This window comes from Methanobacterium petrolearium, assembly GCF_017873625.1.
Taxonomy (GTDB): domain Archaea; phylum Methanobacteriota; class Methanobacteria; order Methanobacteriales; family Methanobacteriaceae; genus Methanobacterium; species Methanobacterium petrolearium.
Map to the genome: position 1 here is coordinate 98,925 of NZ_JAGGKL010000008.1, position 22,999 is coordinate 121,923.

General features: G+C 37.0%; 23 protein-coding genes and 1 tRNA gene. 11 read left to right on the plus strand and 13 right to left on the minus strand.

Features of this window, described 5'->3' with window-relative positions; all coding sequences use genetic code 11:
* Nucleotides 1–19: 19 nt before the first annotated feature.
* The gene (locus J2743_RS08780) at nucleotides 20–472 is read right to left on the minus strand and encodes a GIY-YIG nuclease family protein (protein WP_209626308.1); all 453 of its coding nucleotides are present in this window, start codon (nucleotides 470–472) and stop codon (nucleotides 20–22) included.
* A gap of 167 nt (nucleotides 473–639) precedes the next feature.
* Nucleotides 640–1,446: an MBL fold metallo-hydrolase gene (locus J2743_RS08785; RefSeq protein WP_209626310.1), complete on the minus strand. Its 807-nt coding sequence runs from the start codon at nucleotides 1,444–1,446 to the stop codon at nucleotides 640–642.
* Between the two features lie 199 nt (nucleotides 1,447–1,645).
* Between J2743_RS08785 and J2743_RS08790 the strand changes: the two genes are divergently transcribed.
* A complete protein-coding gene (locus J2743_RS08790) occupies nucleotides 1,646–2,056 on the plus strand; it encodes a DUF371 domain-containing protein (RefSeq protein WP_209626361.1) in 411 nt (136 codons plus the stop codon).
* Between the two features lie 54 nt (nucleotides 2,057–2,110).
* Here J2743_RS08790 and J2743_RS08795 read toward each other — a convergent pair.
* Nucleotides 2,111–2,194 (minus strand) — tRNA-Leu (locus J2743_RS08795).
* 197 nt (nucleotides 2,195–2,391) lie between these two features.
* Here J2743_RS08795 and J2743_RS08800 point away from each other — a divergent pair.
* The gene (locus J2743_RS08800; protein ID WP_209626312.1) at nucleotides 2,392–2,691 is read left to right on the plus strand and encodes a DUF167 family protein; all 300 of its coding nucleotides are present in this window, start codon (nucleotides 2,392–2,394) and stop codon (nucleotides 2,689–2,691) included.
* 44 nt (nucleotides 2,692–2,735) lie between these two features.
* Here the strand turns inward: J2743_RS08800 and rfbB are convergent, their stop codons facing one another.
* Nucleotides 2,736–3,668: a dTDP-glucose 4,6-dehydratase gene (gene rfbB / locus J2743_RS08805; RefSeq protein WP_209626314.1), complete on the minus strand. Its 933-nt coding sequence runs from the start codon at nucleotides 3,666–3,668 to the stop codon at nucleotides 2,736–2,738.
* 40 nt (nucleotides 3,669–3,708) lie between these two features.
* Entirely contained in the window at nucleotides 3,709–4,176 is a 468-nt protein-coding gene (locus J2743_RS08810; protein WP_209626316.1) for a dTDP-4-dehydrorhamnose 3,5-epimerase family protein, read from the minus strand.
* 73 nt (nucleotides 4,177–4,249) lie between these two features.
* On the opposite strand from J2743_RS08810, the gene rfbD reads away from it, so the two are divergent.
* Nucleotides 4,250–5,104, plus strand: a complete 855-nt coding sequence (rfbD, locus tag J2743_RS08815) for a dTDP-4-dehydrorhamnose reductase (protein WP_245248196.1) — start codon at nucleotides 4,250–4,252, stop codon at nucleotides 5,102–5,104.
* Complete coding sequence (gene galU / locus J2743_RS08820; RefSeq protein ID WP_209626320.1) at nucleotides 5,101–5,946, plus strand: UTP--glucose-1-phosphate uridylyltransferase GalU; 846 nt, start codon at nucleotides 5,101–5,103, stop codon at nucleotides 5,944–5,946. The genes rfbD and galU overlap by 4 nt, the downstream gene beginning before the upstream one ends.
* A gap of 496 nt (nucleotides 5,947–6,442) precedes the next feature.
* Here galU and galE read toward each other — a convergent pair whose 3' ends face one another.
* Nucleotides 6,443–7,423: a UDP-glucose 4-epimerase GalE gene (galE, locus tag J2743_RS08825; protein WP_209626322.1), complete on the minus strand. Its 981-nt coding sequence runs from the start codon at nucleotides 7,421–7,423 to the stop codon at nucleotides 6,443–6,445.
* Nucleotides 7,424–7,613: 190 nt separating this feature from the next.
* On the opposite strand from galE, the gene J2743_RS08830 reads away from it, so the two are divergent.
* On the plus strand, nucleotides 7,614–8,129 hold the full coding sequence (locus J2743_RS08830) for a thermonuclease family protein (protein WP_209626324.1): 516 nt from the start codon (nucleotides 7,614–7,616) through the stop codon (nucleotides 8,127–8,129).
* A 45-nt stretch (nucleotides 8,130–8,174) separates the two neighbouring features.
* On the opposite strand, the gene J2743_RS08835 is transcribed toward J2743_RS08830, so the two are convergent.
* Nucleotides 8,175–8,702: a hypothetical protein gene (locus tag J2743_RS08835; RefSeq protein ID WP_209626325.1), complete on the minus strand. Its 528-nt coding sequence runs from the start codon at nucleotides 8,700–8,702 to the stop codon at nucleotides 8,175–8,177.
* A 172-nt stretch (nucleotides 8,703–8,874) separates the two neighbouring features.
* Here J2743_RS08835 and J2743_RS08840 point away from each other — a divergent pair, with 172 nt between their 5' ends.
* The 4 genes from J2743_RS08840 to J2743_RS08855 are packed head-to-tail and all read left to right on the plus strand — an operon-like array spanning nucleotide 8,875 to nucleotide 15,295.
* Nucleotides 8,875–9,936, plus strand: coding sequence for a DNA double-strand break repair nuclease NurA (locus J2743_RS08840; protein WP_209626327.1), 1,062 nt, complete (start codon nucleotides 8,875–8,877; stop codon nucleotides 9,934–9,936).
* Nucleotides 9,929–11,461: a helicase HerA domain-containing protein gene (locus J2743_RS08845; protein WP_209626329.1), complete on the plus strand. Its 1,533-nt coding sequence runs from the start codon at nucleotides 9,929–9,931 to the stop codon at nucleotides 11,459–11,461. Before J2743_RS08840 ends, J2743_RS08845 begins: the two co-directional genes overlap by 8 nt.
* Nucleotides 11,461–12,606 carry a metallophosphoesterase family protein gene (locus J2743_RS08850; protein ID WP_209626331.1) on the plus strand — a complete coding sequence of 382 codons (1,146 nt, stop codon included), beginning with the start codon at nucleotides 11,461–11,463 and terminating at the stop codon, nucleotides 12,604–12,606. The genes J2743_RS08845 and J2743_RS08850 overlap by 1 nt, the downstream gene beginning before the upstream one ends.
* Entirely contained in the window at nucleotides 12,596–15,295 is a 2,700-nt protein-coding gene (locus J2743_RS08855; protein ID WP_209626333.1) for an AAA family ATPase, read from the plus strand. The genes J2743_RS08850 and J2743_RS08855 overlap by 11 nt, the downstream gene beginning before the upstream one ends.
* 57 nt (nucleotides 15,296–15,352) lie before the next feature.
* Here J2743_RS08855 and J2743_RS08860 read toward each other — a convergent pair whose 3' ends face one another.
* Both J2743_RS08860 and J2743_RS08865 read right to left on the minus strand, forming a co-directional pair.
* Nucleotides 15,353–15,652 (minus strand): putative quinol monooxygenase, encoded by a 300-nt coding sequence (locus tag J2743_RS08860; RefSeq protein ID WP_245248198.1) that lies wholly within the window; start codon nucleotides 15,650–15,652, stop codon nucleotides 15,353–15,355.
* A gap of 184 nt (nucleotides 15,653–15,836) precedes the next feature.
* On the minus strand, nucleotides 15,837–16,613 hold the full coding sequence (locus J2743_RS08865; protein ID WP_209626335.1) for an SDR family NAD(P)-dependent oxidoreductase: 777 nt from the start codon (nucleotides 16,611–16,613) through the stop codon (nucleotides 15,837–15,839).
* 570 nt (nucleotides 16,614–17,183) lie between these two features.
* Here J2743_RS08865 and J2743_RS08870 point away from each other — a divergent pair.
* Complete coding sequence (locus J2743_RS08870; protein WP_209626337.1) at nucleotides 17,184–17,801, plus strand: TetR/AcrR family transcriptional regulator; 618 nt, start codon at nucleotides 17,184–17,186, stop codon at nucleotides 17,799–17,801.
* Nucleotides 17,802–18,081: 280 nt separating this feature from the next.
* Nucleotides 18,082–18,768: an NADPH-dependent F420 reductase gene (npdG, locus tag J2743_RS08875; protein WP_209626339.1), complete on the plus strand. Its 687-nt coding sequence runs from the start codon at nucleotides 18,082–18,084 to the stop codon at nucleotides 18,766–18,768.
* Nucleotides 18,769–18,869: 101 nt separating this feature from the next.
* Here the strand turns inward: npdG and J2743_RS08880 are convergent, their stop codons facing one another.
* The 4 genes from J2743_RS08880 to J2743_RS08895 all read right to left on the minus strand — a co-directional run.
* Nucleotides 18,870–20,300: an MFS transporter gene (locus J2743_RS08880; RefSeq protein ID WP_209626342.1), complete on the minus strand. Its 1,431-nt coding sequence runs from the start codon at nucleotides 20,298–20,300 to the stop codon at nucleotides 18,870–18,872.
* 85 nt (nucleotides 20,301–20,385) lie between these two features.
* On the minus strand, nucleotides 20,386–21,867 hold the full coding sequence (gene serB / locus J2743_RS08885; RefSeq protein WP_209626344.1) for a phosphoserine phosphatase SerB: 1,482 nt from the start codon (nucleotides 21,865–21,867) through the stop codon (nucleotides 20,386–20,388).
* A 32-nt stretch (nucleotides 21,868–21,899) separates the two neighbouring features.
* Entirely contained in the window at nucleotides 21,900–22,445 is a 546-nt protein-coding gene (locus J2743_RS08890; RefSeq protein ID WP_209626346.1) for a TATA-box-binding protein, read from the minus strand.
* A gap of 359 nt (nucleotides 22,446–22,804) precedes the next feature.
* Nucleotides 22,805–22,999 (minus strand): hypothetical protein (locus J2743_RS08895; protein WP_209626348.1); only part of this gene is annotated, 195 nt, incomplete at its 5' end.

The window sequence follows — 22,999 nt, forward strand, 5'->3', positions numbered from 1 at the left end:
TCAACCAACTTCGAAAATATCAACCCAACAATTCATCCAGTTCTTTTAACTTTAAAGCACTATTTCTGAAGGCATTTTTACATGCATCTTCGGTTTCATCAATGTTAGAGAAATAGATCAAATGGGAATGGCATTTGCAGTCTGAACAGCCAAAATCCTGAATTCCTTTTCCTTCTTCTGCAATATATGTGGCCAGTTCACATTCATGTTTAACTCCATCATCAGAAAAGAAAACCTGAACTATGTGGGAGCTGGGATTATCCAAAAGGTAATCCACATGCCAGTGCATTTTTTTATCATTCCTTAAATGTCTCCTGATCCTCCCCTCCAGGGAATTCATAGCTGACCCCACATACACATAGTACCCCTTATTAAAACTAATTTTTCCCTTCTTACCAATTTGGATAATTTGATTAGTTTTTAAATGGATTAAAAGACAGTAAGTGCCTTTACGAATAATTTTTTCTGTCATGATAAAATAATCCTAATCAGATTCTATTTCAATCAGATTCTATAGTGCAAATAAACGTGTTTTAATCAAGGACTTAGATGAATCAAATTCTATTTCAATCAGATTCTATACCAATCCCTCACTTTCTTCCAATCAGAGGATTTTATTAAAGTCATTAAAGGTCTATTTCATTGGAGTGTGATTTCTGCACCAGACTCTAGAGGTGTGAATTTATCTTTAAATTCCCTGGCAAACCTACATAAAGCTTCAAAACCTGTACAATGCCCCATGGCTATTATTTCAGGGTTTATTTTTTTAAATTCTTCCACTGTTTTCTCTATTCTCTGAGGAGTGGACTGTGCCAAGTGTGATCCCCCAATAACTGCATATATTTCATCCTGGAAGTATTCTCTGGCAGAATAGATGATGTTAACCATCCCTTGATGGGCGCATCCGGACAAAACCACCAAACCATTATTTGTTTTCATGACCAAATTCAGTTCATCCTTGAATTTATCTTTTGAAAATTTATTATCTTCCTGTATAACCATGTAATCAGGTATGGTTTCAAAGTCACAGTACTTCTCTGTGTGATTAAAAATCCACATTTCCGGTTTTATCTGGGTGGTTTCAGTCACATAATTCAGTTTAAGTGTTTCCGGAGGAATATTTCTTGGAAAACCTATATAACGCGGTTCAACACTGTCCAAAGCGTATTTGGGAGTTAATGTCTCAGGGTGTATGAAAAACTGTGCCCCCATATCCCTAAGGATTGAGACACCTCCAGTGTGATCGTTGTGACCATGGCTGATTATCACACTATCCACAGATTCTATCCCCAAAAGATCCATGTTATGCTTTAAAACCGTGGCTGTCTTCCCAGTATCCATCATGATATTCTGGTTTTCCCACTCTACCAGTAATGAAAATCCATGTTCAGCATATAAATCTGATTTAAATCCTGCCCGATTATCTACTATACAACTGATCTTCATGGTTAACAACACCTGAAATAAATCCATTAATTTTTTTTACTATTTCTTAACTACTTAACTACTCGTTATACTAATATTAAATTCTAACAGTCATTATTATTGAGTGATATGACAATCTCCTATTCAATTTAGTAAAATTATTCAAAACTCCAAAAGAAGATTAAAATTCCAAAAAGGATCAGTTATCATGCCCCCTATAATGAAATATATTTTTAAAGCTAAAGGCCATGACAATGTAACATCTAAACACCGCAGTACATTTGAAGTAACCCAAGATAGAGAAATGAATTTAGCTGGGGACTGTATTGTTGGAGTATCATCCAATGCATCCCTAAAAGACCTTCCTCCCCAGATGAAAGATGCAATTCGGGATGAAAACACTGAAATTCATGTTATTTTGGAAACAGAAAACGCAAGTGATGAAATCATAGGATATGGGAGCCCTTCACTGACTCTGGATCATCCCACCGATATGGTGTGCCGCAGGAGTGATTATACTTGCAGCCGAACACTTATGATACGTGCAGATAAGGCAGCTGTGGATTTAAACCCAGATCTTGTAGAGGATCTTAAATCTGGGAAAACGTTGAAGGTGACTATAAAAATTTAAGCAGAATATACCATCTTAAAAAAGTTATAAAAATCAGAACAGATTCAAAATAAGTGCAGGGGACGGGATTCGAACCCGCGAAGGGACTCACCCACTAGGCCCTCAACCTAGCGCCTTTGACCGCTCGACCACCCCTGCTGTGCTGATTCTCACACAAGAGAGTGAAGCATACCATCATCTCTTGCTTTCACTATTTAAAGGTTACCTCTAATGACCAGCCCACTATTTAAATGGATAAAAAACCATTTTAATTCATGAAAAAATAAAATATAACACCTAATGTATTGTCTAATCAGACTGAAGAGATATTTATTTAGAATAACGGGATGTTTAAAGTGCAGGCAGTTAGAACCACTCCAGATGGAATAACCGTGCAGATAGAAGTATCCCCTAACTCTGGCCAATTTCAGATCACAGGATATAACAAGTGGAGGCAGACCCTGGAGGTCAAAATAAAAGCACCTCCCACCAAGGGGAAAGCCAATAAAGAGATAATGAAAGAATTCTCAAAATTAACTGGTCACCACACCGAGATCATATCTGGACATAAAAGTCGTCAGAAGACCCTTAAAATAAGTGGAATTCATGAGGAAACTTTTTTTGAGATTTTAAAAAAATTTGAAATGGATTTGTAAGTTTTTATATTAAAGAATAAAAAAATAATGAGGATGAGGTTTATTCAAACCTCTAAAAAATTCGTTTTATACCATTCCACGGTTTCAAGCATGGCTTTTTCAAATGAAAACTCAGGCCTCCAGCCCAACTTCATTATTTTAGATGAATCAAGGGAATAACGTCGGTCATGACCTAATCTGTCTTCAACAAATGTTACCAGACTTTCAGGTTTTCCTAAAATATCCAATATGAGGTTGGTTATCTCTAAATTGTTTTTTTCATTTCCTCCACCGATATTGTAGACTTCTCCAAGTTTACCTTTTAAGAGGGCAACTTCTATTCCTTTACAATTGTCCATAACATATATCCAGTCCCTAACGTTTTTCCCATCACCATAAACTGGTAATGGTTTATCCTGCATAGCGTTCATGATGAATAATGGTATTAATTTTTCAGGGTACTGGCGGGGTCCGAAGTTGTTACTGCTGCGGGTGGTGATCACTGGAGTATCATAGGTTTTCCAGTATGCACTTACCAACAGGTCCCCTCCAGCTTTACTGGCTGAGTAAGGACTGGAAGGATCCAGGTTACTCTCTTCAGTGAATGATCCTTCATCTATACTGCCATAAACCTCATCAGTTGATATTTGAAGATAACGTTCCACATCGTACTTTCTAACATGTTCCAGGAGGTTGTAAGTGCCTTTAACATTGGATTCAATGAATATGCCCGGATCCTCTATGGATACATCCACATGTGTTTCAGCAGCGAAATTCACCACCATGTCACAGTCTTTCATGACCCTGGAAACAACTTCTTCATCTTTTATGTCCCCTTCTACAAATTCGATCCCATCACGAACTTCCTTAAGGTTATCCATGTTACCTGCATAGGTTAACTTGTCCAGGACTACTACCTCATAATCATCATTCTTACTGATGTGGTGTACGAAGTTGGATCCGATGAATCCAGCACCCCCAGTAATCATTATCTTCATCTAATCACCAAATATCTTTATCTGCCTGTTTTATCTATATCTAGCCATGTTTCTTGCTCTCGTCCAGTATCCAATCATAGGGGATCTCATCTGTGTCTGGTTCAAGGCGGTACTCATCAGGTTCATCATAGTTAAATGGTAATGTAGGTACGCTTACAAAGTAGGCTGTTTCATCACCTACCGCTTTAAAACCATGATAAACATATGGAGGGACACTTATTAGTATTGGATTTTTGTCTCCAACGAAGAATTCGTTGACTTCACCATAGGTAGGGGAATCTTCCCGACTATCATATAATGCGACCTTCATCATGCCATGGATACAGGTGAAGTTATCAGTCTGCTTCTTATGCAGATGCCATGCCTTCACCACTCCAGGATAGGCTGTGGTCATGTAAACCTGTCCGAATTCTTGGTAAATGTCATCATCATTTCTTAATATTTCCATTAACCATCCCCGCTCATCAGGGATGACATTAAGCTTCTTCACTTTTACTCCTTCAATCATAAATACACCGTTTTATTCTTCTTGGAAAGTTTTATATATCTCGCTCTTATTAACCATTACCATGGATCGTCTTTTGGTAACTGGAGGAAGTGGATTGTTAGGCTCCAGTTTCAGGGACGTGGAAGGCCGAGACTACAAAATCATCACAACCCACCACCAGAACCCTGACAAAGACACCATTCCTCTGGATGTAACTAACCATAAGGATGTTCAGGATAAAATAGGCCATCTAAATCCAGATGTGGTCATACACTCTGCTGCACTTACCAATGTAGATTACTGTGAAGAACATCCTGCTGAGGCCTGGGCCCTGAATGTTCAGGGAACAGAAAACATAATCAAAGCCTGTAAGATGACTGGATCCAAGTTGATCTATGTTTCCAGTGATTTTGTCTTTGATGGTTGTAAGGGGAACTACAGTGAGGATGATGGAACCTGTCCTCTTAATTATTATGCTTATACTAAACTTAAAGGTGAAGAGGCTGTCTGGAAATCTGGCCTTGAATATGCCATTACCCGGGTGAGTGTGCTCTACGGATGGCATGCCAGGAGGGGTTTTGTTTCATGGGTTACAAACGAACTTAATGGTGGACATGAAATAAATGTGGTGGATGACCATTACAACTCTCCCACTTTAGATAGCAATGCAAGAGATGCAATTTTAAAGATAATCGAAACAGATAAACAGGGAATTTACCATACATCTGGTAGCCAAAGAATTAGTCGCTTCGACTTTGCAGTTAACATCTCTAGGGTGTTTGAACTTGATGAAAGTCTTATAAACCCCATTAAAAGTTCAGATCTAGTTCAGAAGGCTAAACGTCCGAAAGATTCATCTTTATCTGTTAATAAAGTTCATAAAGATCTTAAAATCAATATGATTAATACATTAGAAGGGCTAAAACATATGAGGGAGGCAAGATTATGAAAGCTGTTATACCTGCTGCAGGACTTGGAACCAGATTTTTACCGGCAACCAAGGCCCAACCAAAAGAAATGTTACCAGTTTACAATAAACCAACCATTCAGTACGTGGTGGAGGAGGCAGTGGCCTCTGGAATCGATGACATATTGATCATCACTGGTAAGGGAAAAAGATCCATTGAGGATCATTTCGACCGTTCATTTGAACTGGAATATTCTCTACGAAACTGTGGAAAAATGGATTACTTGGTGGAAGTTGAGGCCATATCCGAGATGGCAGACATCTATTACGTCCGGCAAAAGAAACAAAAAGGATTGGGAGATGCTATACTTTGCGCCAAAAAACATATCGATGGTCAGCCCTTTGCCGTGCTTTTAGGGGATACCATAAGTCAGTCCTCGGTTCCGTGCACCCAGCAATTACTTGATGTCCATGAAAAATATGATTCATCGGCCATTGCCATTGAAAGAGTACCTCGTGACAAAATTGAACGTTACGGTATAATAAAGGGCCAAGAAGTTGAAGATTCTGTTTATAAAATTGAGGATATGGTGGAAAAACCCCGACCAGAGGAAGCACCATCTGACCTGGCGATTACTGGACGTTACGTACTGGATCCTGAGATATTTGACCATATCGAGGATGTGCCACCAGGAGTGGGTGGAGAAATACAACTCACCGATGCCATGAGACAATTGGATAGTATCTATGGTCATATATTTGATGGTAAAATTTATGACATTGGAAACAATGTGGAATGGCTTAAAAGCTCCCTGGAGATTGCCCTGCAGGATCCTGATGTCAATGGAGAGTTAAGGGAATATTTGAAGAATATTTTGAAATGAAAATAAATCCTTATTCTTTTTTCAGATTAAATCCTTTTTTTGAAAGAATGTATTCCTATTTTCTGTCCAAATTAATACTTTTTAAGGAATATTATAAAACCAAATCCAATCAAATAAATCAAAAATATTCCGATTCCAGAAAAATAATCTAAGCTTGAAATAGTCCCTGAATTATAAAAATATGTATAGATGAGAGTTAATCCTGAAAATATTATTAAAATTAGTAGTATGAACGGAAATACCTTTTTAACACGGGTAAAAATAGAGATAAAAGTTAAAACATAAAAACACCTAAAGATACACATATCAAATATAATGGATTTCCTGAAGTCTGGAAATCCAAAAATTTAGATAATAATACGATTATAATAAAAACTGAAAAGATTAAACACCATATAATGTAAAATAATAATCTTTTTACAGTAATATTACTAAATTTCGCCATCTTGTCAATTGAATCTGATATTTCATTAATAGAATCTTTTCCAATCATTTATTACCTTATACTTTGATCATCTTTTTTATGCCATTCCCAGGCAGTGCTGATGATCTTAGTTAGATCATCATATTTAGGTTGCCATTTCAGGATTTCACGGGCTTTATCAGCACTTCCCACCAGTATGGGAGGATCACCAGGCCTTCTATCAGCCTCAGTGGCTTTGATTTTTTTACCGGTGATCTTTCTGGCTTCCTCTATCACTTCCCTCACTGAAAAGCCATTTCCATTTCCCAGGTTGAAAACATCACTCTGGCCGCCTTCTTCCAAATATTTCAGGGCCTTTAGATGGGCAGATGCCAGGTCAGTGACGTGTATGTAATCTCTGATGCATGTCCCATCAGGGGTGGGATAGTCTGTGCCGAATATTTTTATATCCTCCTTTTTCCCCGTGGCTGCGTCCAAAATGAGGGGTATGAGGTGGGTTTCCGGGTTATGTCTTTCTCCGATTTCACCTTCGGGATCTGCACCAGCCGCGTTGAAGTAGCGGAGGGAGACATAGCGAAGATCATAAGCTGAACTGTAATCTGCTAAAACCTGTTCCACCATTAATTTTGCTTTACCATATGGGCTTATTGGGTTTTGAGGGTGGGTTTCGGTTATAGGGATTTCCTGGGGGTTTCCATAGGTTGCACAGGTTGAGGAGAAAACCAGCTTTCCTACCTTAAACTCATTCATTACCTGGAGAAGGTTGAGGGTGTTTTTCAGGTTGTTTATGTAATATTTCTGGGGATCTTCCACTGATTCCCCTACATAGGTGAATGCTGCAAAATGCATAACTGCATCAATGTCATATTTCCTGAAGACATTTCTTAGGGAATCTAGATCAGCTAAATCAACATTTTCATAGTTTCCCCATTTCAGGAAATCTTCATGACCATAGCTCATGTTATCCAGGACCAGTGTGTCGTATCCTGCAAGGTTAAGCTCTTTATTGGCATGGGCACCTATGTATCCTGCCCCTCCAGTTATCAGTATCATGCTTATCTGTTGGATTTTATTACATTTAATCCCATCGTAGGATAAAACCAGCCCACCTTTATGGATAGCACTAGATGGTCATTAATCAGGGAATTAGATGAGTAAATATAATCTCAATAGGAACCTTTATAATGAAAAAACGAGTATATGGAATAATACAGATTATGTGGAATAATATAAAGGCGATGCGATGAAATTACAATATTTTTTGATTATAACCCTGATTATGGTCCTAGCTGTTTCTGGCTGTACCTATGATGATTCAGATCAGACATATCAATACAATGACTCATCCTACGATCTAAACAGCACCCCACAAACCACCACAACTCCCACAAACACAGCCCGCCTCACCAATACCAGTTCTGAAAATAAGAATGTAGAAGTGAGTGGTCTATGTTACAAGGTGATTGACGGTGATACTATAGACGTGGAAGGAGTGGGCAGAATACGTTTTGTTGGGGTAAACACTCCAGAAAGGGGAGAATCTGGATACTGGGATGCTAAAAACTTTGTAAAAAATAAATGTCTGGGTAAAACCGTGGGACTGGATATTGATGATGCTAAAAATAAGGATAAATACGGCCGCACCCTAGCAGTGGTCTATGTGGATGGTGAGAACCTGAACCAGGAGCTTTTGAGGGAGGGCTATGCAGAGGTGATGTACATTCCGCCTTCAGAATTCAACCCCTATCGCTGGTCATAACTCCTTATTTGCACCTTATTCCTCATTTATTTCATAAGGGTTTTTTCAGGAAGTGAAGTGATAATATTCCCCATCTGTGAGTTGAATCTTCCTTAAAATACTTTTATTCTCCAAAGAAGTTATCAGGTTATACATACTGATGTCGCTTAACTCCAACTCCCCATAAAGAAGAGTTCCCTCCAGGAGTGTCCGTGAAATATTCCCTTCTTCATTAACCAATCCTTTAATTATTTCCAGAGATCTTTGTTCTTTTTCAGAAAGCTGGTTTTTATGTCCAGCTTCATCTACCTTCCCCTCATTATCATCAACTGATAAATTAGAACCTTCATGTTCATCTGTCACTTTACCATTTTCTTTTGATTGTTTTTCAGGGATGTTGGCTTCTTGATCCATTTTCGACTCCTTTTTTAGAATTATAACCCCATCCTGATGGGAAATATACCCCTTCTCCCCAAGGTATCCTAAAATTGAGGCTAGGTTTTCTTCAGGAATGTTCAAATCCAGTTTCAGGATGTTGTAAGGAATTTTTTCCGGGTATTCTGACTGAAATACTCTGACGCTGTTTAAGACCATTCCTTTGTTGGGGTGTAACCGTGGTCATAATCATAGATTGGTTACCGCTCTATTAATAAATAAAGTTTTAAATTAAGGAGGGCAAAATATACTTTAAAGTTCAGTTATTAATATTCGCTTATTTATCATAAAAACAGATTTAATAGAGTTTATATTAGTTTTGAGGGATCATATGCTGGATTCACTTTATGAAAAGGCCTTGAGAAAGAAAGACCAGATCAATACAAAATTAGAGGAAATTGAATTATCCCAAGTCGATGCTTCTGGGCAGTGGATAGATTATCCCATTATCGAAAGCGGTTCAGACATTAATATTGCAGCAGGTGATGGGAGTATCAATAAACGCAGATTTTTACCGTTCATATTCTATGCTATCGATGCAGAAGGAATAATCCATACTATTAATGGCCTTAAAAGGATTGAAAGCTCTGAAATTGACATTATATCCCACCATAAATATGTTGAAGATCGTTTAAGGAGTTATATGGGAATATTCGAGATAAAAAATGCTCTGAGAATGTTTAAAGAACATGATGTTGATTTATTTCTATTTGATGGGTCTGTTTTGGGAAACATTATCCGACCTTTCCCCATTGAAAGAGAACTCAAAGAACAGGTAAAAGAAAAGATAAGGGAAAAATATCTGCCTCTTCTTGAAGAAGAGTTAAAGAGTTCGAACATTAAAATAACATCATCTAAATTTGCTGGTGAAATTGCAGAAGAATTTAATGACAATTCTGAACCAATGATCTACCTGGAAAACTTGGAAAACCTCCTAGTAATCAGTGAGCTGATGAAACAGGGGAAAAAAATAGTGGCTATCTCAAAAACATCCACCAGTACTGAATACTTTGATTCAAAAGTGCCGGACATTGCCATATTTGATATGTACAGTAAAAAACAGGGATACTCCAAACCAAGATACTCAAGTGTTTCTGAAGTGAAAAGGGATTTTCCAGTTAGAAATGATTTTTTAAAGAGTTTGACCTTCACCATCTTCTATGCCAGATTAGATGACCATAAAAATATTTTGAAGTTTGAATTACCATACCATGCTAAAGAAAGGGATATTAAAAATTTACTTATGAATATAAAAAAAATAAGTGCAGAAGGATATCCTTTACTATTAAAAAAAGCACATAATGATGTTGTAATACGTAAAACTGATTTGGAAAACCTTTCCAAGATAATCGGATTCCAGGAGAAGAGTGGGAGGGAAATGTTAAATGAGTAAAATCATTGGAAGATGCATAGGTGAAACATCACTAGTTGAGGTGAGTTTCATATCAAAGGAAATGCCCAGGGTGGGGGAATATGTTTCCCTGAAATATGATGGAAAAAACGTCCTGGGAATGATCGAATCCCTGGTAAGGGGTAGTGTTTCCATTAATGATCAAATATATGACCCTTTAACCATAGAAAAGATTAAAGCAATTGAGGGTGACGACCACTACGTGAAAGGAACTGTTAAAATACTGGGAGATATTGATGATGATCTCCGCATACCCCGAACACCTGCACCCCCGGGAACTGAGATAAAAGTTGCTGATTCAGAGGTTCTAAAAGAAATATTTAAAGTTGATAAGTATGGTTTGAAGCTTGGAAACCTGATAACTCAAGAAGAAGTAGCCCTAGAAGTTGACATCAACAAAATGGTTTCAAGACACCTGGCAGTTCTGGCCATGACCGGTGCCGGGAAATCAAATACAGTATCTGTAATTGTAAACGGTCTTTTAAATGTTAATGGAAGTGTCTTGATATTTGACATGCACTCTGAATATGTGAACACTGATTTCGGTGAAGCTAAAGTTAATGTGATGAGACCACAGATCAATCCACTTTACCTGTCATTTGGTGAGATTAAGAAATTATCAAATATTCCCCCCAATGCCTATGTCCAAGAAAGGTACTTTTTAAAAGCCTATAAATTGGCGCGTAAAAGTCTTATGCAGGGTTCTGCCACGGGAAAAGATTTCATAGCCCTGATCCAGAGTAAATTAGAAGGTTGGTTACAGGAAGCAGAGGATCCTGATTCTAAATCAGCCTATGCAGCTGATAAGAAATCAATAGCTGATATTTTAAACAAATTGGAGCATATGCGAGATAAGTATGGGAATATACTCAGCCTGGAAGCAAAGGACATTGTTGACAATTTGAAAGTGGGAAAAGCAAATATTCTGGATCTGGGTTCAGTGGATGAATTCGCATCAGATGTGGTGGTAAGCCATATCCTCCGCAATGTTTTAGCCAGCAGAAAACAATTTTTAAGAACAGGTGAGGGCCTTGAATTTCCGATATTCCTGATCCTGGAGGAAGCCCACATACTGGCACCTCAAAATAGGAAAACAGAATCTAAACTATGGATAAGCCGGATTGCCCGGGAAGGGCGTAAGTTTTCAGTAGGATTATGCCTGGTGAGTCAAAGTCCCAAAACACTGGATTCAGATGCTCTGTCACAGGCCAATAACATGATAATCCTGCGTTTGGTAGAACCAACTGACCAGAATCATGTGCAACGTGCCAGTGAAAGCTTGAGCGATGATCTTATAGCTCAACTTCCCTCGTTAAATATTGGAGAAGCAATTGTGCTGGGTTTAATGACCCGAATCCCAACCCTGGTTAAAATAGATGAATTTGAGGGCAAAATTTCTGGTGGAGACTTGAACATTGTGGATGAATGGTCGAAATCCCGCCAAAATCAGGAAAAAATTTTAGATGAACAAAAAAGAGAGTATGAGGATTTGGGAGGAGATTACTGATGCAGTTTGTTCATCTGGCTGACACTCACCTGGGTTATCGCCAGTATGGACTTGTTGAACGAGAAAATGACTTTTTTCATGTGTTTAATGAGGCTATTGATGAGTTAATTATGGAAAGACCCGATTTTGTTATTCACTCAGGAGATCTGTTCGAATATTCAAGACCTCCCACCCGGGCGTTATTAACAGCGCAGAATGGTATCTTAAGACTGAAAGAAGAAAAAATCCCAATCTATGCCATAGCAGGTAATCATGATATTGTAATGCGTAAAAACGCACTACCCCCACAAATTTTATACAAAGATTTTGGTTTGAAACTTATAAGCCCCAAAAAACCATTTTATTTAGAAAATGATGTTTTCATAGGTGGAGCACCCTACACATCCAAATACCACTCGAAACAATTAGTAGAAAGGTTGCAAACAATAGAATCAAAATCGAAAGATTATAATAAAAGAATATTAGTTCTGCATCAGGGCATAGACCGTTATATTCCCTATGAGTATGAAATTAAGATAGGGGATGTGCCACAGAGTTTCAATTACTGTGCATTTGGCCATATTCACGAGAGGGTAATTGATGATTTTGGGGAGGGTAAACTAGCATACCCTGGTTCCACTGAGATATGGCGTTCCAATGAAGTTGAAGGATATAAAAAGAATGGAAAAGGATTTTATCTGGTTGATATTGATGGTGATATGCCCGAAATTGAAAAAATCGACCTTAAACTTCCCCGTGAATTCATAAAAGAGACCATTCTATTTACTAAAATCCGAGAAGAGTTATCACGGATCAAACAGTACGTAAGCAACTTAAATAACAAACCCCTGCTTATGGTTACTGTGGAAGGTGGGAATTTCAGCCGTTCCGAGGTGTATGAAACTTTAAACCATTCCCTATCCCACCTTTGTCTTGCTGTGAGGACAAATTACAAGCCTACAGCAGTTGAAGATGGAAAAAATCTTTTTGAAAACAAAAATGAAGCTTTAGATATTAAAAAAATGATTGAACACAGCCTTGATGATTTTAAGAATGAAAAAGTTAACAGGCTGGCAACGGATCTTTTAAAAGAGCTTTCTGATGGAGATTTCAAGATGGCTGAAACCATAGTTCAGAATTTCTACGAGGATTTATATGATCATTAAAAATCTCCATATGAAGAACTTTAAATCCCATAAGGACACCCGCATTGAATTTGATACAGGAATATCCATAATAATAGGTGGAAATGGTGCGGGTAAATCCAGCATTCTGGAAGCAGTGAGTTTTGCACTTTTCAAACAACATACCAGTAAAAAAATTCAACAGCTTATAACCATCGGCCAAAAAAGGATGTCAGTTGCAATCCAGTTTTCTGCCCATGGCCGCACCTATCGGGTTTTACGAGAACGAACCAAAACATCTTCAAAAGCCATTATGAGTATCAAAGAAGGGGAAAGATTCCAATCATTAGTTTCAGGGGATAAACAGGTTACACTGGAAGTTCAAAACATTTTGGAGATGGATGGGGACCTGTTCCTTAATGCAGTTTATGTGCGCCAGGGAGAAATATCAGACTTAATCGAAAAAACCTCTTCTGAAAAAAAACAGATGGTTGGAAGGCTTTTGGGTATTGATTCCCTTGAAACAGCATGGAAAAACATTAAAATTATTTTAGACAAATATAACGGGCAAAAATTAAGATTAGAAGGTAAATTAGAATCTTTTGAAGATGCAAATGTAGAATTGGATTCTAAAAAAGAAGAAGAAACCCAATTCAACATCAAGATTAAAGATCTCAACCGTGATATAGAAGGAAAAATAATTGACACCAACCTAATCAGAGAAAAAATGGAAATACTGGATAAAAGGAGTTTAGAGTTTGGAAAAAACCAGACCCTGCTAAATTCCAAAGAACATTTCAGGGAACAGCTGGAAAAAACTAAAAAAGATCTTAACTGGCAATTAACTGAAATAACAGGCAAAGAAGAGGAAATGAGTAAATTAAAACCCAGGTTAAAGAAACTAAATGTTTTAAAAAGTCTGGAAGAAAATATCAAAGAATTGAAAAATCTAAATAAAGATAAAAAAAGATTAGATGCAATATTGACCGATATAAAACGTTTTAAGACTATTTTAAATGAAAATGAAGTTTATTACAATGACTATTCTCTTCTAAATACTGATATCAGCAGTTTACAATATGCCAAAGATCAGTTTGAGGGAAGTAGAGTATTATCTGAACAGTACACAACAAGAAAATCAAAAATCAAAGTTAAAATGAAAAAATCCCTTGAAAAAGTAAAAACCGTTCTGGAAACATCCAATCAGATTTTAAACACTCAATTTGATTCTGTCGAAGAATTGGAAAATTATCTGACCACATTTAAACCACAATTAGAGGCAAAAATACAGACAACTTCCGAGGAAATTCATGATATACAGAAAGAATTATCTAACCTTCAGGTAAAAAATCAGGACCTTGAAAAACCTATTGGTGAGTTAGAACAAGTTAAAGATCTTTGCCCAATTTGTAAATCTGCTATAACCCCCCAAAAAAGGGATGAACTAATTGAAGATTATCAATCTGATATTGAGGTTAATATTTTAAGATCAAAGGATTTAAAAGAACAATTAGGAGATATTGAAGCTCAGAAAGGTAATTTAGAATTGCAACAATCTAAAATTCAGAGCATAAATCTGGGTATTTTAAGAGAATATTTAAAATCAGTGAAGGATGATGCCAAAGAGGTTGAAAATATTGATTCGAACCTTAAAGATCTTCAAGACAAAATAACCATCCTGGAGGGTATTGAAAAGGATATTAGGAAGAAAAAATCCCAGATCGAGAATATGAAAGGTAAATATGAGAATTATATAGCTGCAAAAGGTTCATTAGAATCTTTAGGGAATATTGAAGAGCATACCTCCAATTTAAATGAAATCAACACCTCTTTAAGTGGTTTAAAAAAGAAGGTTAGTTCCCTTATGGAAATTGCAGGTGACAGTGTGGAGGATCTTCCTGAAGAGATATCTTATCTGGAAGAAATGGATAAACGGTATCAGCATCTCCAAGGTGAGGTTAGTCAGAAGGATGCTCTCCTAAAAAGACAAAAAGAAAATGAAATGCAGATCCAGGAGACCCTGGAAGCAGTAAAAGAGATCAGTCAAATTATTGAAGATTTAAACTACAATGAAAAATCTCATGAAAGGGTAAAAAAGGACTGGGAGTTGAAAAATGAAGAACTGACCCAGTTAACCGGAAAAAAACATATGTTGATCGGTCAGATGGATCAGCTTTCCCTTTCAATCAAAGAGTTAAAAAGTAAAATCATAGAATTCCAGAAATATGAAAATGAACTAAAAAATCTTAAAGACTTTTTAAAGTTATTGAACTTCATTAGACATATTTATGGTAAAGACGGTGTTCAAAAAGATTTAAGGAACATCTCAAGACCATTAATAGAAGAAAAGACACGGGAGTTATTTGAAAAATTTAATTTTGAATATTCTGATATTCAACTGGATGATGATTATGATGTGACTATCTATGGTCCCACTGGCAAAAGTAGTCTGGACATGATCAGTGGTGGTGAAAAAATAGCCGTAGCCATTGCTTTAAGGTTGGGAATCACCCAGGTACTTTCCAGAGGTAGTCTGGAACTCATCATGCTGGATGAACCTACAATCCATCTTGATGCTTATCGCCGTCAGGAACTGATTGATTTACTTAAGAAGATGTCCATAATCCCCCAAATGATCATTGTCACCCACGATGCAGACCTGGAAGATGCTGCTGATAATATATTGAGGATTGAAAAAGAGGAAGGTACCTCTTTTCTGGCGGAATCCTAAATATTCATATACGATATAAACAGTGAAGTAAATCCTAAATAACTTAATTAACTTACTTTATACTTTTTCAGCAGAGTAAATGGCTATTTCTAAATCTTTTGCTACCAGATCTTCAATTGCGACTCCAAATGATTTGAAATGTTCAGTTTGCATGTGGGTATCAAGAGCTTCCTTATTTTCCCATTTTTCAAACATCACTAGGACATTCTCATCTTCGGTGCTGGCCAATAATTCGTAACTTATGTTCCCCTGTTCCTGGAGGGTGTTTTTAATTACATCCTGGGATTTAGAAATCATTTCATCTCTTTTGCCTGGTTTAGCTGTTATATTAGCAGTTACTATGATCATTACAGTCATTCCTCCTTTCATTTCTTTTACGTTTTAAAGTAATGGATGAACTATGTTATAAATCTCTTTTAATTTTTACATTTACAAAAAATCAGCATACTCCTAGTGAAATGGAAAAAATGATAAAAAAGAAAAATTAAAGTCCAAACAGGATTATGATGGCTGAATTTCCTTGGACTCCTTTTTTAATAAATCAGACTATTGAAAAACCACCATCTACAAATATTGTTTGTCCAGTTATGTAAGAAGAAGCATTTGATGAGAGGAACAGGATTGCTCCGTTTAATTCTCCTTTTTTAGCTGGGCGGTTGAGTGGTACGATTCTGCTGTATGTTTCCAGGAATTTTTCAGATTTGAAGAGGGTATCTGCTGTCATTTCAGATTCGAAAAGACCAGGACCCACAGCATTTACTGTAATTCCATATTTACCATAAGAACAGGCCATTCCCATGGTCAGACCACGAACAGCTGCTTTTGATGCATTGTAAACGTGACGTATGAACATGTCATTTTTATCACCGGCTATGGAGTTGATGGAACTGGTGTTCACGATTTTCCCATACTTATTTTCAATCATGTGTGGAATGACGTGTTTTGAAACCAGGAATATTCCTTTAACATTTACGTTCATTCCCATGTCCCAGTCTTCAACGCATAAATCGCATACTCCACCGCGAATTGCCACACCCGCATTGTTCAGGAGTATGTCTATTTTTCCAAAGTAGTCCACAACTTCTTTTATTGCCTTTTCAACGCTCACCTCATCGGCCACATCACATTGAACAGCGAGTGCTTTTCGTCCTGTTGATTCAATTTCTTCTGCCAGTGCTTCTAATCTTTCTTTTCTTCTGGCTAAAAGAGCAACATCAGCACCATATTGTGCATATGCCCTTGCTGCATCCGCTCCAAGACCACCGGAAGCACCGGTCACCACTGCCACTTTCCCTTTTAGATCACAATAATTTTCCATTCAATCCCTCCGTAATGTTCTTATATCAAAGTTTACATCTATGCCAGTATCTTCTCAAGTTGATCTCCTCGAGTTGACACCATATAGCTAAGTTATAATTCATATATAAACATAGCGATTACTCTGTTTGTAATGATTAATAATTTAGATTTTGGTGAAGTCCCATTCATAATTATTGCAAAAAACTAAACACTGACACCTTTTTAAAATCAAATAGGCCTTATTAAATTATTTTTTCAAGAAAAACAAAAAAACCACCGTCATTATGATTTAATAACACGAAAATTTTATTTTTATTAATTTTTAACCTATTTAAACGAATTAATATTAATGGCAAACTATAAAGTTAGGTTCTGTTAGATTACACAAATAATTTATTTACTAACTACTCCCATAACCCTCAACAGTCACTTTGGATTTTTTATGCCAGTGATGTTTGAGAATCTATACCTGAAAAGAAATTTTAATTTATATTATGTATAATCAGTATCTGGTTATTGTTGGTTTACCTGTTATAACTAAATACTTACATGTTTAATATGTAAAAAAATAAACAGAAGATGAAAAATTATGGATACTAAATCTAGAATTCTGGAAACAGCTTTTAAACTTTTTCTGGAAAAAGGATTTGCTGGTGTTTCATTGAACGAAGTTATAAAAGCATCAGACATTACTACCGGGGGTTTTTACTATCACTTTGATAGTAAGGATACTTTGCTGGTTGCAGTGATTGAAAAATACATATTTAACTATTTTAATTCAACCATAGACCAGATTAGACATTTTGAGGGTACGCCCAAAGAAAAATTAAAAAGTGCCACCTTATTACTGGTTGGAGATGATTTAAACTCTGAGCAAACCACTAAATTAGTGGAAAGCTCTGCAAAAATAGATTATAGAGTGTTGAATTTGTTGTTACTGGAAGGAGTCCAGAAATATGACATAATTCGTGACCATTACACTGAATTTTATTATAATCTGTTTGAATTCAACAAGGATGTAATTAGGGAAGGTGTAACTCAGGGAATGATTAGAACCGACATTGATATCAATGAACTTGCATTACACACTCAAACTGTTTTAGTGGGAACAATTGTTATATGGGTGGTAATGCCCACCATCCCCCTGAAAGAAATAATGGAATCCAACATAAACCAGCTATGGGATTACCTGAAAAAAAAGGTTTAATCATTATAAAATTCATCATTCAACCTTATTTTTTAAAAATAAAAAATTTCATAACGATTAAAATATTTAATAGTTATTTACCACTTCAAATCTCAACAATTACGTTTTACCCACTTTATTTAGTTTTAACTTTTTTGTAATTCACCCACAATTATAATAATTAATCATTGCAAACAGAGTAATCGCTATGTTTATATAGTATTAATTTCTCATTCTTTTATCAAGACTGAAGAGTTAAACCTTAAAAAAAAGAGATTAAGAGTAAGGGAGTGTTGATGAAATGAAGATAGCTGTAATTGGTGGAACTGGTGGACAGGGATTAGGAATTGCAATACGTTTTGTACAGGCTAAAGAAGACGTTATAATTGGATCAAGGACAATAGAAAAAGCGCAGTCTGCTGTAAATAAAATCAAAGGATTATTAGGAAAAGATAATATTCCAAATCTGGGTGCTGCTGAGAATCCAGATGCTGCAAAACAAGCCGAAATATTGATTTTGACCGTACCATTAGTAGCACAAAAAGCAACACTTTTATCCATTAAAGAAGGTGCCGCTGGTAAAATATTGATGGATGCTACAGGACCATTAGAAACAGCAATTGGAGGATCACCGACTCGATGTTTATATTTACCTGAAGGAGCGGCATCTGAACGGGCCCAGAAAATTTTACCGGAAACCACAGTTATTTGCGCTTTCAACAACATCAGCAGCGGAGCACTGATGAACTTCAACGAACCCATAGACTGTGACTGCCTAATATCTGGAGATGATTTAGAATCCAAAAAAACCGTAGCCCAACTAATCGAACAAATACCCGGAGTGAATGTAGTAGACTGCGGACCATTAGAAAGAGCCCAGATCATAGAAAAGATCACCCCGTTACTCATTGGTTTGAACATCAAAAAAACCTGTAAAGACGCAGGAATACGGATAACTGGAATAGATCCAGAATGCAAGCTTTACTAAAAAACCATATCCCCCTTTTTTTCGACAGCGAGCCTGATTTATACATAACTAACTTATACGTAACTAATTTTCCCATAAAAAGAATTTAAAAAAAAAGGTATTCATTTCATCTGTGATTTTTGTCCATCTTTTTCTTCCTGATAACTGCTCTTGCCTCTGTACCATGACACAATTATTCCCACCAAACAGAGCACTGTGAAAACCACAAAACAGATGTGTATGCTTTCAAGAAGGGCTGTGTATTGTTCCGGTGTGATCTGCACCCTGCCCAGTAAGAGTGAAAAAACCAGTGTGGCAATCCCTATGCTCATGGTTTGACCTATGAGTCGCATGGTGCTCACTGTGGCTGAAGCTACCCCATAGAATTTTCTCTCCACTGAACCCATTATCACATTGGTGTTGGGTGAAGAGAAGAGTCCGAATCCCAATCCAAGTACTGCCAGGCCAATGATGATATTGATGATGGCGGTATCAGAACCTATGAAAGTGAATGTGAAAAGTCCTAAAGTTACTATGGCCATCCCAACAGTGGCAATAATCCTAGCATCAATACGATCCGACATTCTACCAGCTATAGGGGCGGTTATGGCCATTAATATTGGTTGGGCCACCAGAATTATCCCGGCGCTCTGTGGTTCGAATCCCCGGATGTACTGGAGATAATAGCTTAAAAGTAGGGTCACTGCAAAGGTGGCACTGTAATTTATCAGGGCTGCCATGCTGGAGAATGTGAAAGCTGTGTTTTTAAACAACCTGACATTGAACACTGGACTTTCTGCCCTAAGTTCCCATATGAGAAAGGCGAAAAATCCGGCTATTCCCACAATTAACATTACCCATCCCTCCAGCTGGGGTAAACTGGAGAATCCATACATTACCAGAAACAGCATAATACTGTAAAGTATTGAACCTGTCCAGTCGAATTTTTCTCCCCTGGAAGCAGCCCATTCATCTTTGAGTTTCCAAAATACTATAGCCACTACCAAGAGCCCGAATGGTATCATTAAAAGGAATAAACTCCTCCAACCTAGATACTGGGTCATGAAGCCACCAATTACCGGACCCAGGGATAATCCAACATAAACTGCGGCTACATTTATACCAATGGCCTTTCCCCGGTGTCTGGGGTGAAAAACTGAGGTGATTATTGCCAGACCTGTGACGAAGATCATGGCAGATCCAATTCCCTGCAGGACTCTGGAGGCTATTAAAACCATTGTAGATGGGGATAATGCACAAAAGAGCGATGCCACAGTGAATATAATAATCCCATAGGTGAATATCTTCTTCATTCCATGTATATCCGCTACTCTTCCCAATGGAACTGCAAAAATGGCTGCTGCTAAAAGAAATCCATTGGTAACCCAGTTAAGAAGGATGGCATCTGCACCAAAATCCAATCCAATTGCAGGTAATGCAATGTTAATCGATGTGCCCATGAATGGTGTGAAAAAGGATGCTATTGATGCCACTAAAAGCGCTGCAATTTTTACATCGTTATCAACTTTAAAAGAACTGTCAGTGGGTTTCATTCATTCACCATATTATAATGATCACAATAAATAATCTAATTAAAAAAAACTTAAAAAAGGGGGAGGATGTGGCCATGAATGGCCTTTAAACAATGTTGTGCTTCTGTAAGAGCATTAACTCTTCAGTGGAAACCTTTTTACCTTCCTTGAATTTTCGGAAGATTTCTTCGGCTTTTTCCTTTTCCTCAGAGTTTTTCTTACGCACAATTTCGTCTTCTTTACTTCTTTCTTTAGCCTTAACCCTGTCCATGCCTTTGTTTGTTTTCCTTATCTTGCCGAAGGTTGCTTTAACTTCTTCATGGACTTTGTTTGCTTTTTCCCTGGTTTCTATGAACTTTTGGTGGGTGGCATCGGCCTGACTGCGGATATCATCTATTTTACGGAAATATTCCAGCATTTTTTCATGAGTTTCCTGTGCCTGGTCAGATAACTCCACCACTTTAGCATGGTAGGCTTCAGATTTTTCCTTGAACTCCAATGCTTCACTGCGGCTTTCTGTATCTTCCTGCATACCCTGCAGTTTTTTGCGAAGATCAGTAACTTTTTTGACAAGTTCATTCTCTTTTCGAATGTCAAGGACCCTGGTTTCAATGGTTTTTTCCAGGCGTTTTATCTCATCCTGAAGTTGAACCGCTTCTCTCCTTCCAGAAGTCCATTCAATCTTCTTATAAGCCTTGTGAGCATCATCACGGAGTTTTTTATATTTTTTAACTTCTTTGTTGACCTCGTCACGTTCGTCCCTGTATTTTAAGGCTTTGTCAAGGTTACCTCTTATCTGGGAGTTGAGTTCATCCCTTTCCTGACGTAACTTCTTAGCTTCATCATTTAACTGGTCTCTTTCAGCAGTTAATTTTTTGAGGGTTTTTTCTAAGTCTTTTTTCTTAGATAACAGATCAGTGAAGCTTTCTTCGAGTTCAGATTCTGTTTCAGTTTCAGAATTTGGATCATCAAATATTTCCAGTAATTCTTTTAAGTCTTTCTTCTCAACAACAACATCAGCCATTTCTTTTAAAACAGGCTTGGCATTGAAAGCTATTCCCAGACTTGCTTCTTTTAACATGGAAACATCATTGGCACCATCTCCTACTGCAGCACATTCTTCAGCAGAAATTTTTTCAAGTGCCATTATTTCATTGAGGACGTCTTTCTTGGAACCTGCAACCAGGGGTCCAGTTACTTCTCCAGTAAGGACTCCATCTTCTTCTTCAAGGGAGTTGGAATATGTGTAGTCCAGGTCAAGTTCATCTTTCATGCGCTGGGCAATACAATCAAAACTACCTGTTATGGTGGCTATTTTATATCCTCTCTTCTTGAGCTGGTTAATGCTTTCTTTTGCCCCTTCCATAAGGGGAATTTCCAGCATTACCTTGTTGACATCTTCCACTGATGCTCCTTTCAGGAGTAAAACCCTTTCTTTCAGGGATGTTTCAAAATCTAGATCTCCTTCCATGGCTTTCCTGGTTATTTTAGAAACTTCTTCTTCTACTCCAGTTAGTTTGGCCATTTCGTCTATGACTTCACCGTCAATTAGAACGTTATCAAGATCAAATGCGATAAGTTTAATCAAAAGATCACCAAATATTACTTAAAAAGACAGAATTATAATAAATCTAATTCAGATAATCTTTCCTTTGTTTTTTCTACACCAAGTTGTGCGTCTGCGATAGTTTTTGCACCTGTACATACCACTTTTCCAGATCCGAATAGTAATAGCACTACTTTAGGTTCACCCAATCGGTAAACCAAACCCGGGAATTGTTCTGGTTCGTATTCGGTGTTTTCCAAATCCAGGGCCACTGCCTCTAGGTTGAGAGTTTTTTCTAAATTAGCAGAAGCAACGATGTTCTGAACTTTAATTTCAAATTCGTGAGGTATATCAGGATCTAAAGTGCGCATCTTGTCCACAGCAATGTGGATTGCCTTTTTCGAATCATCGATAGACTTAGCACCTGTACAAACCAGTTTACCTGACCCAAATATGAGTGCGGCTGTTTTAGGTTCTTTAAGTTTGTAAACTAATCCTGGAAATTGTTCAAGGTTATATTCTACACCTTCCAGCGCTGGTGCGACTTGGGGAAGGTCTACGGACTTTCCGAGTGTTGCGGAAGCCACTATGTTCTCCACTTTAATTTCAACTTTTGTCATCTAACATCCTCCCATGGTTACTTATTAACCATGTTCATTTATATTCTTTATAAAAGGGCCTTATATATACTTATAAATAACCCATGAATTGGACATAAAAAAAGCTAGTTTTATACTACCAATTTTTTATAAAAAGCTTCATTATCTTACTACCGTGAGTATGTTCCTTGCTATATATATTAGTTTTTAGTTTCATGAAATATATTCCATGAGTTAGTACTTTGTGAAATCTAATTATATACAAGATGTAGTCTGCTTTCATAGCCAGTTTGGCATTTTAGATTAATAAGTCTTTTTTTGATCAATTGTAATTATAATAAATTGTAATTATATAGAGATTTTCTTTTTACTTTGTTTTTTTATTTTTGGTTTTGTATTTTTTTATTTTTTTTATTTTTTGGTTGTTTTTCTGGGGTTTTAACCTTATTTTTTTCGTTATTTTGCACGTTTTTCTTGTTTTTTTTTTGGTTAGCGTTCGCTAGGTGGGGTTGTTTTTTTGGAGGGTGTTGAGTTGTAGTAGGTTGTAGTTGAAGCATGTGAAGAGGTTTTTGGTG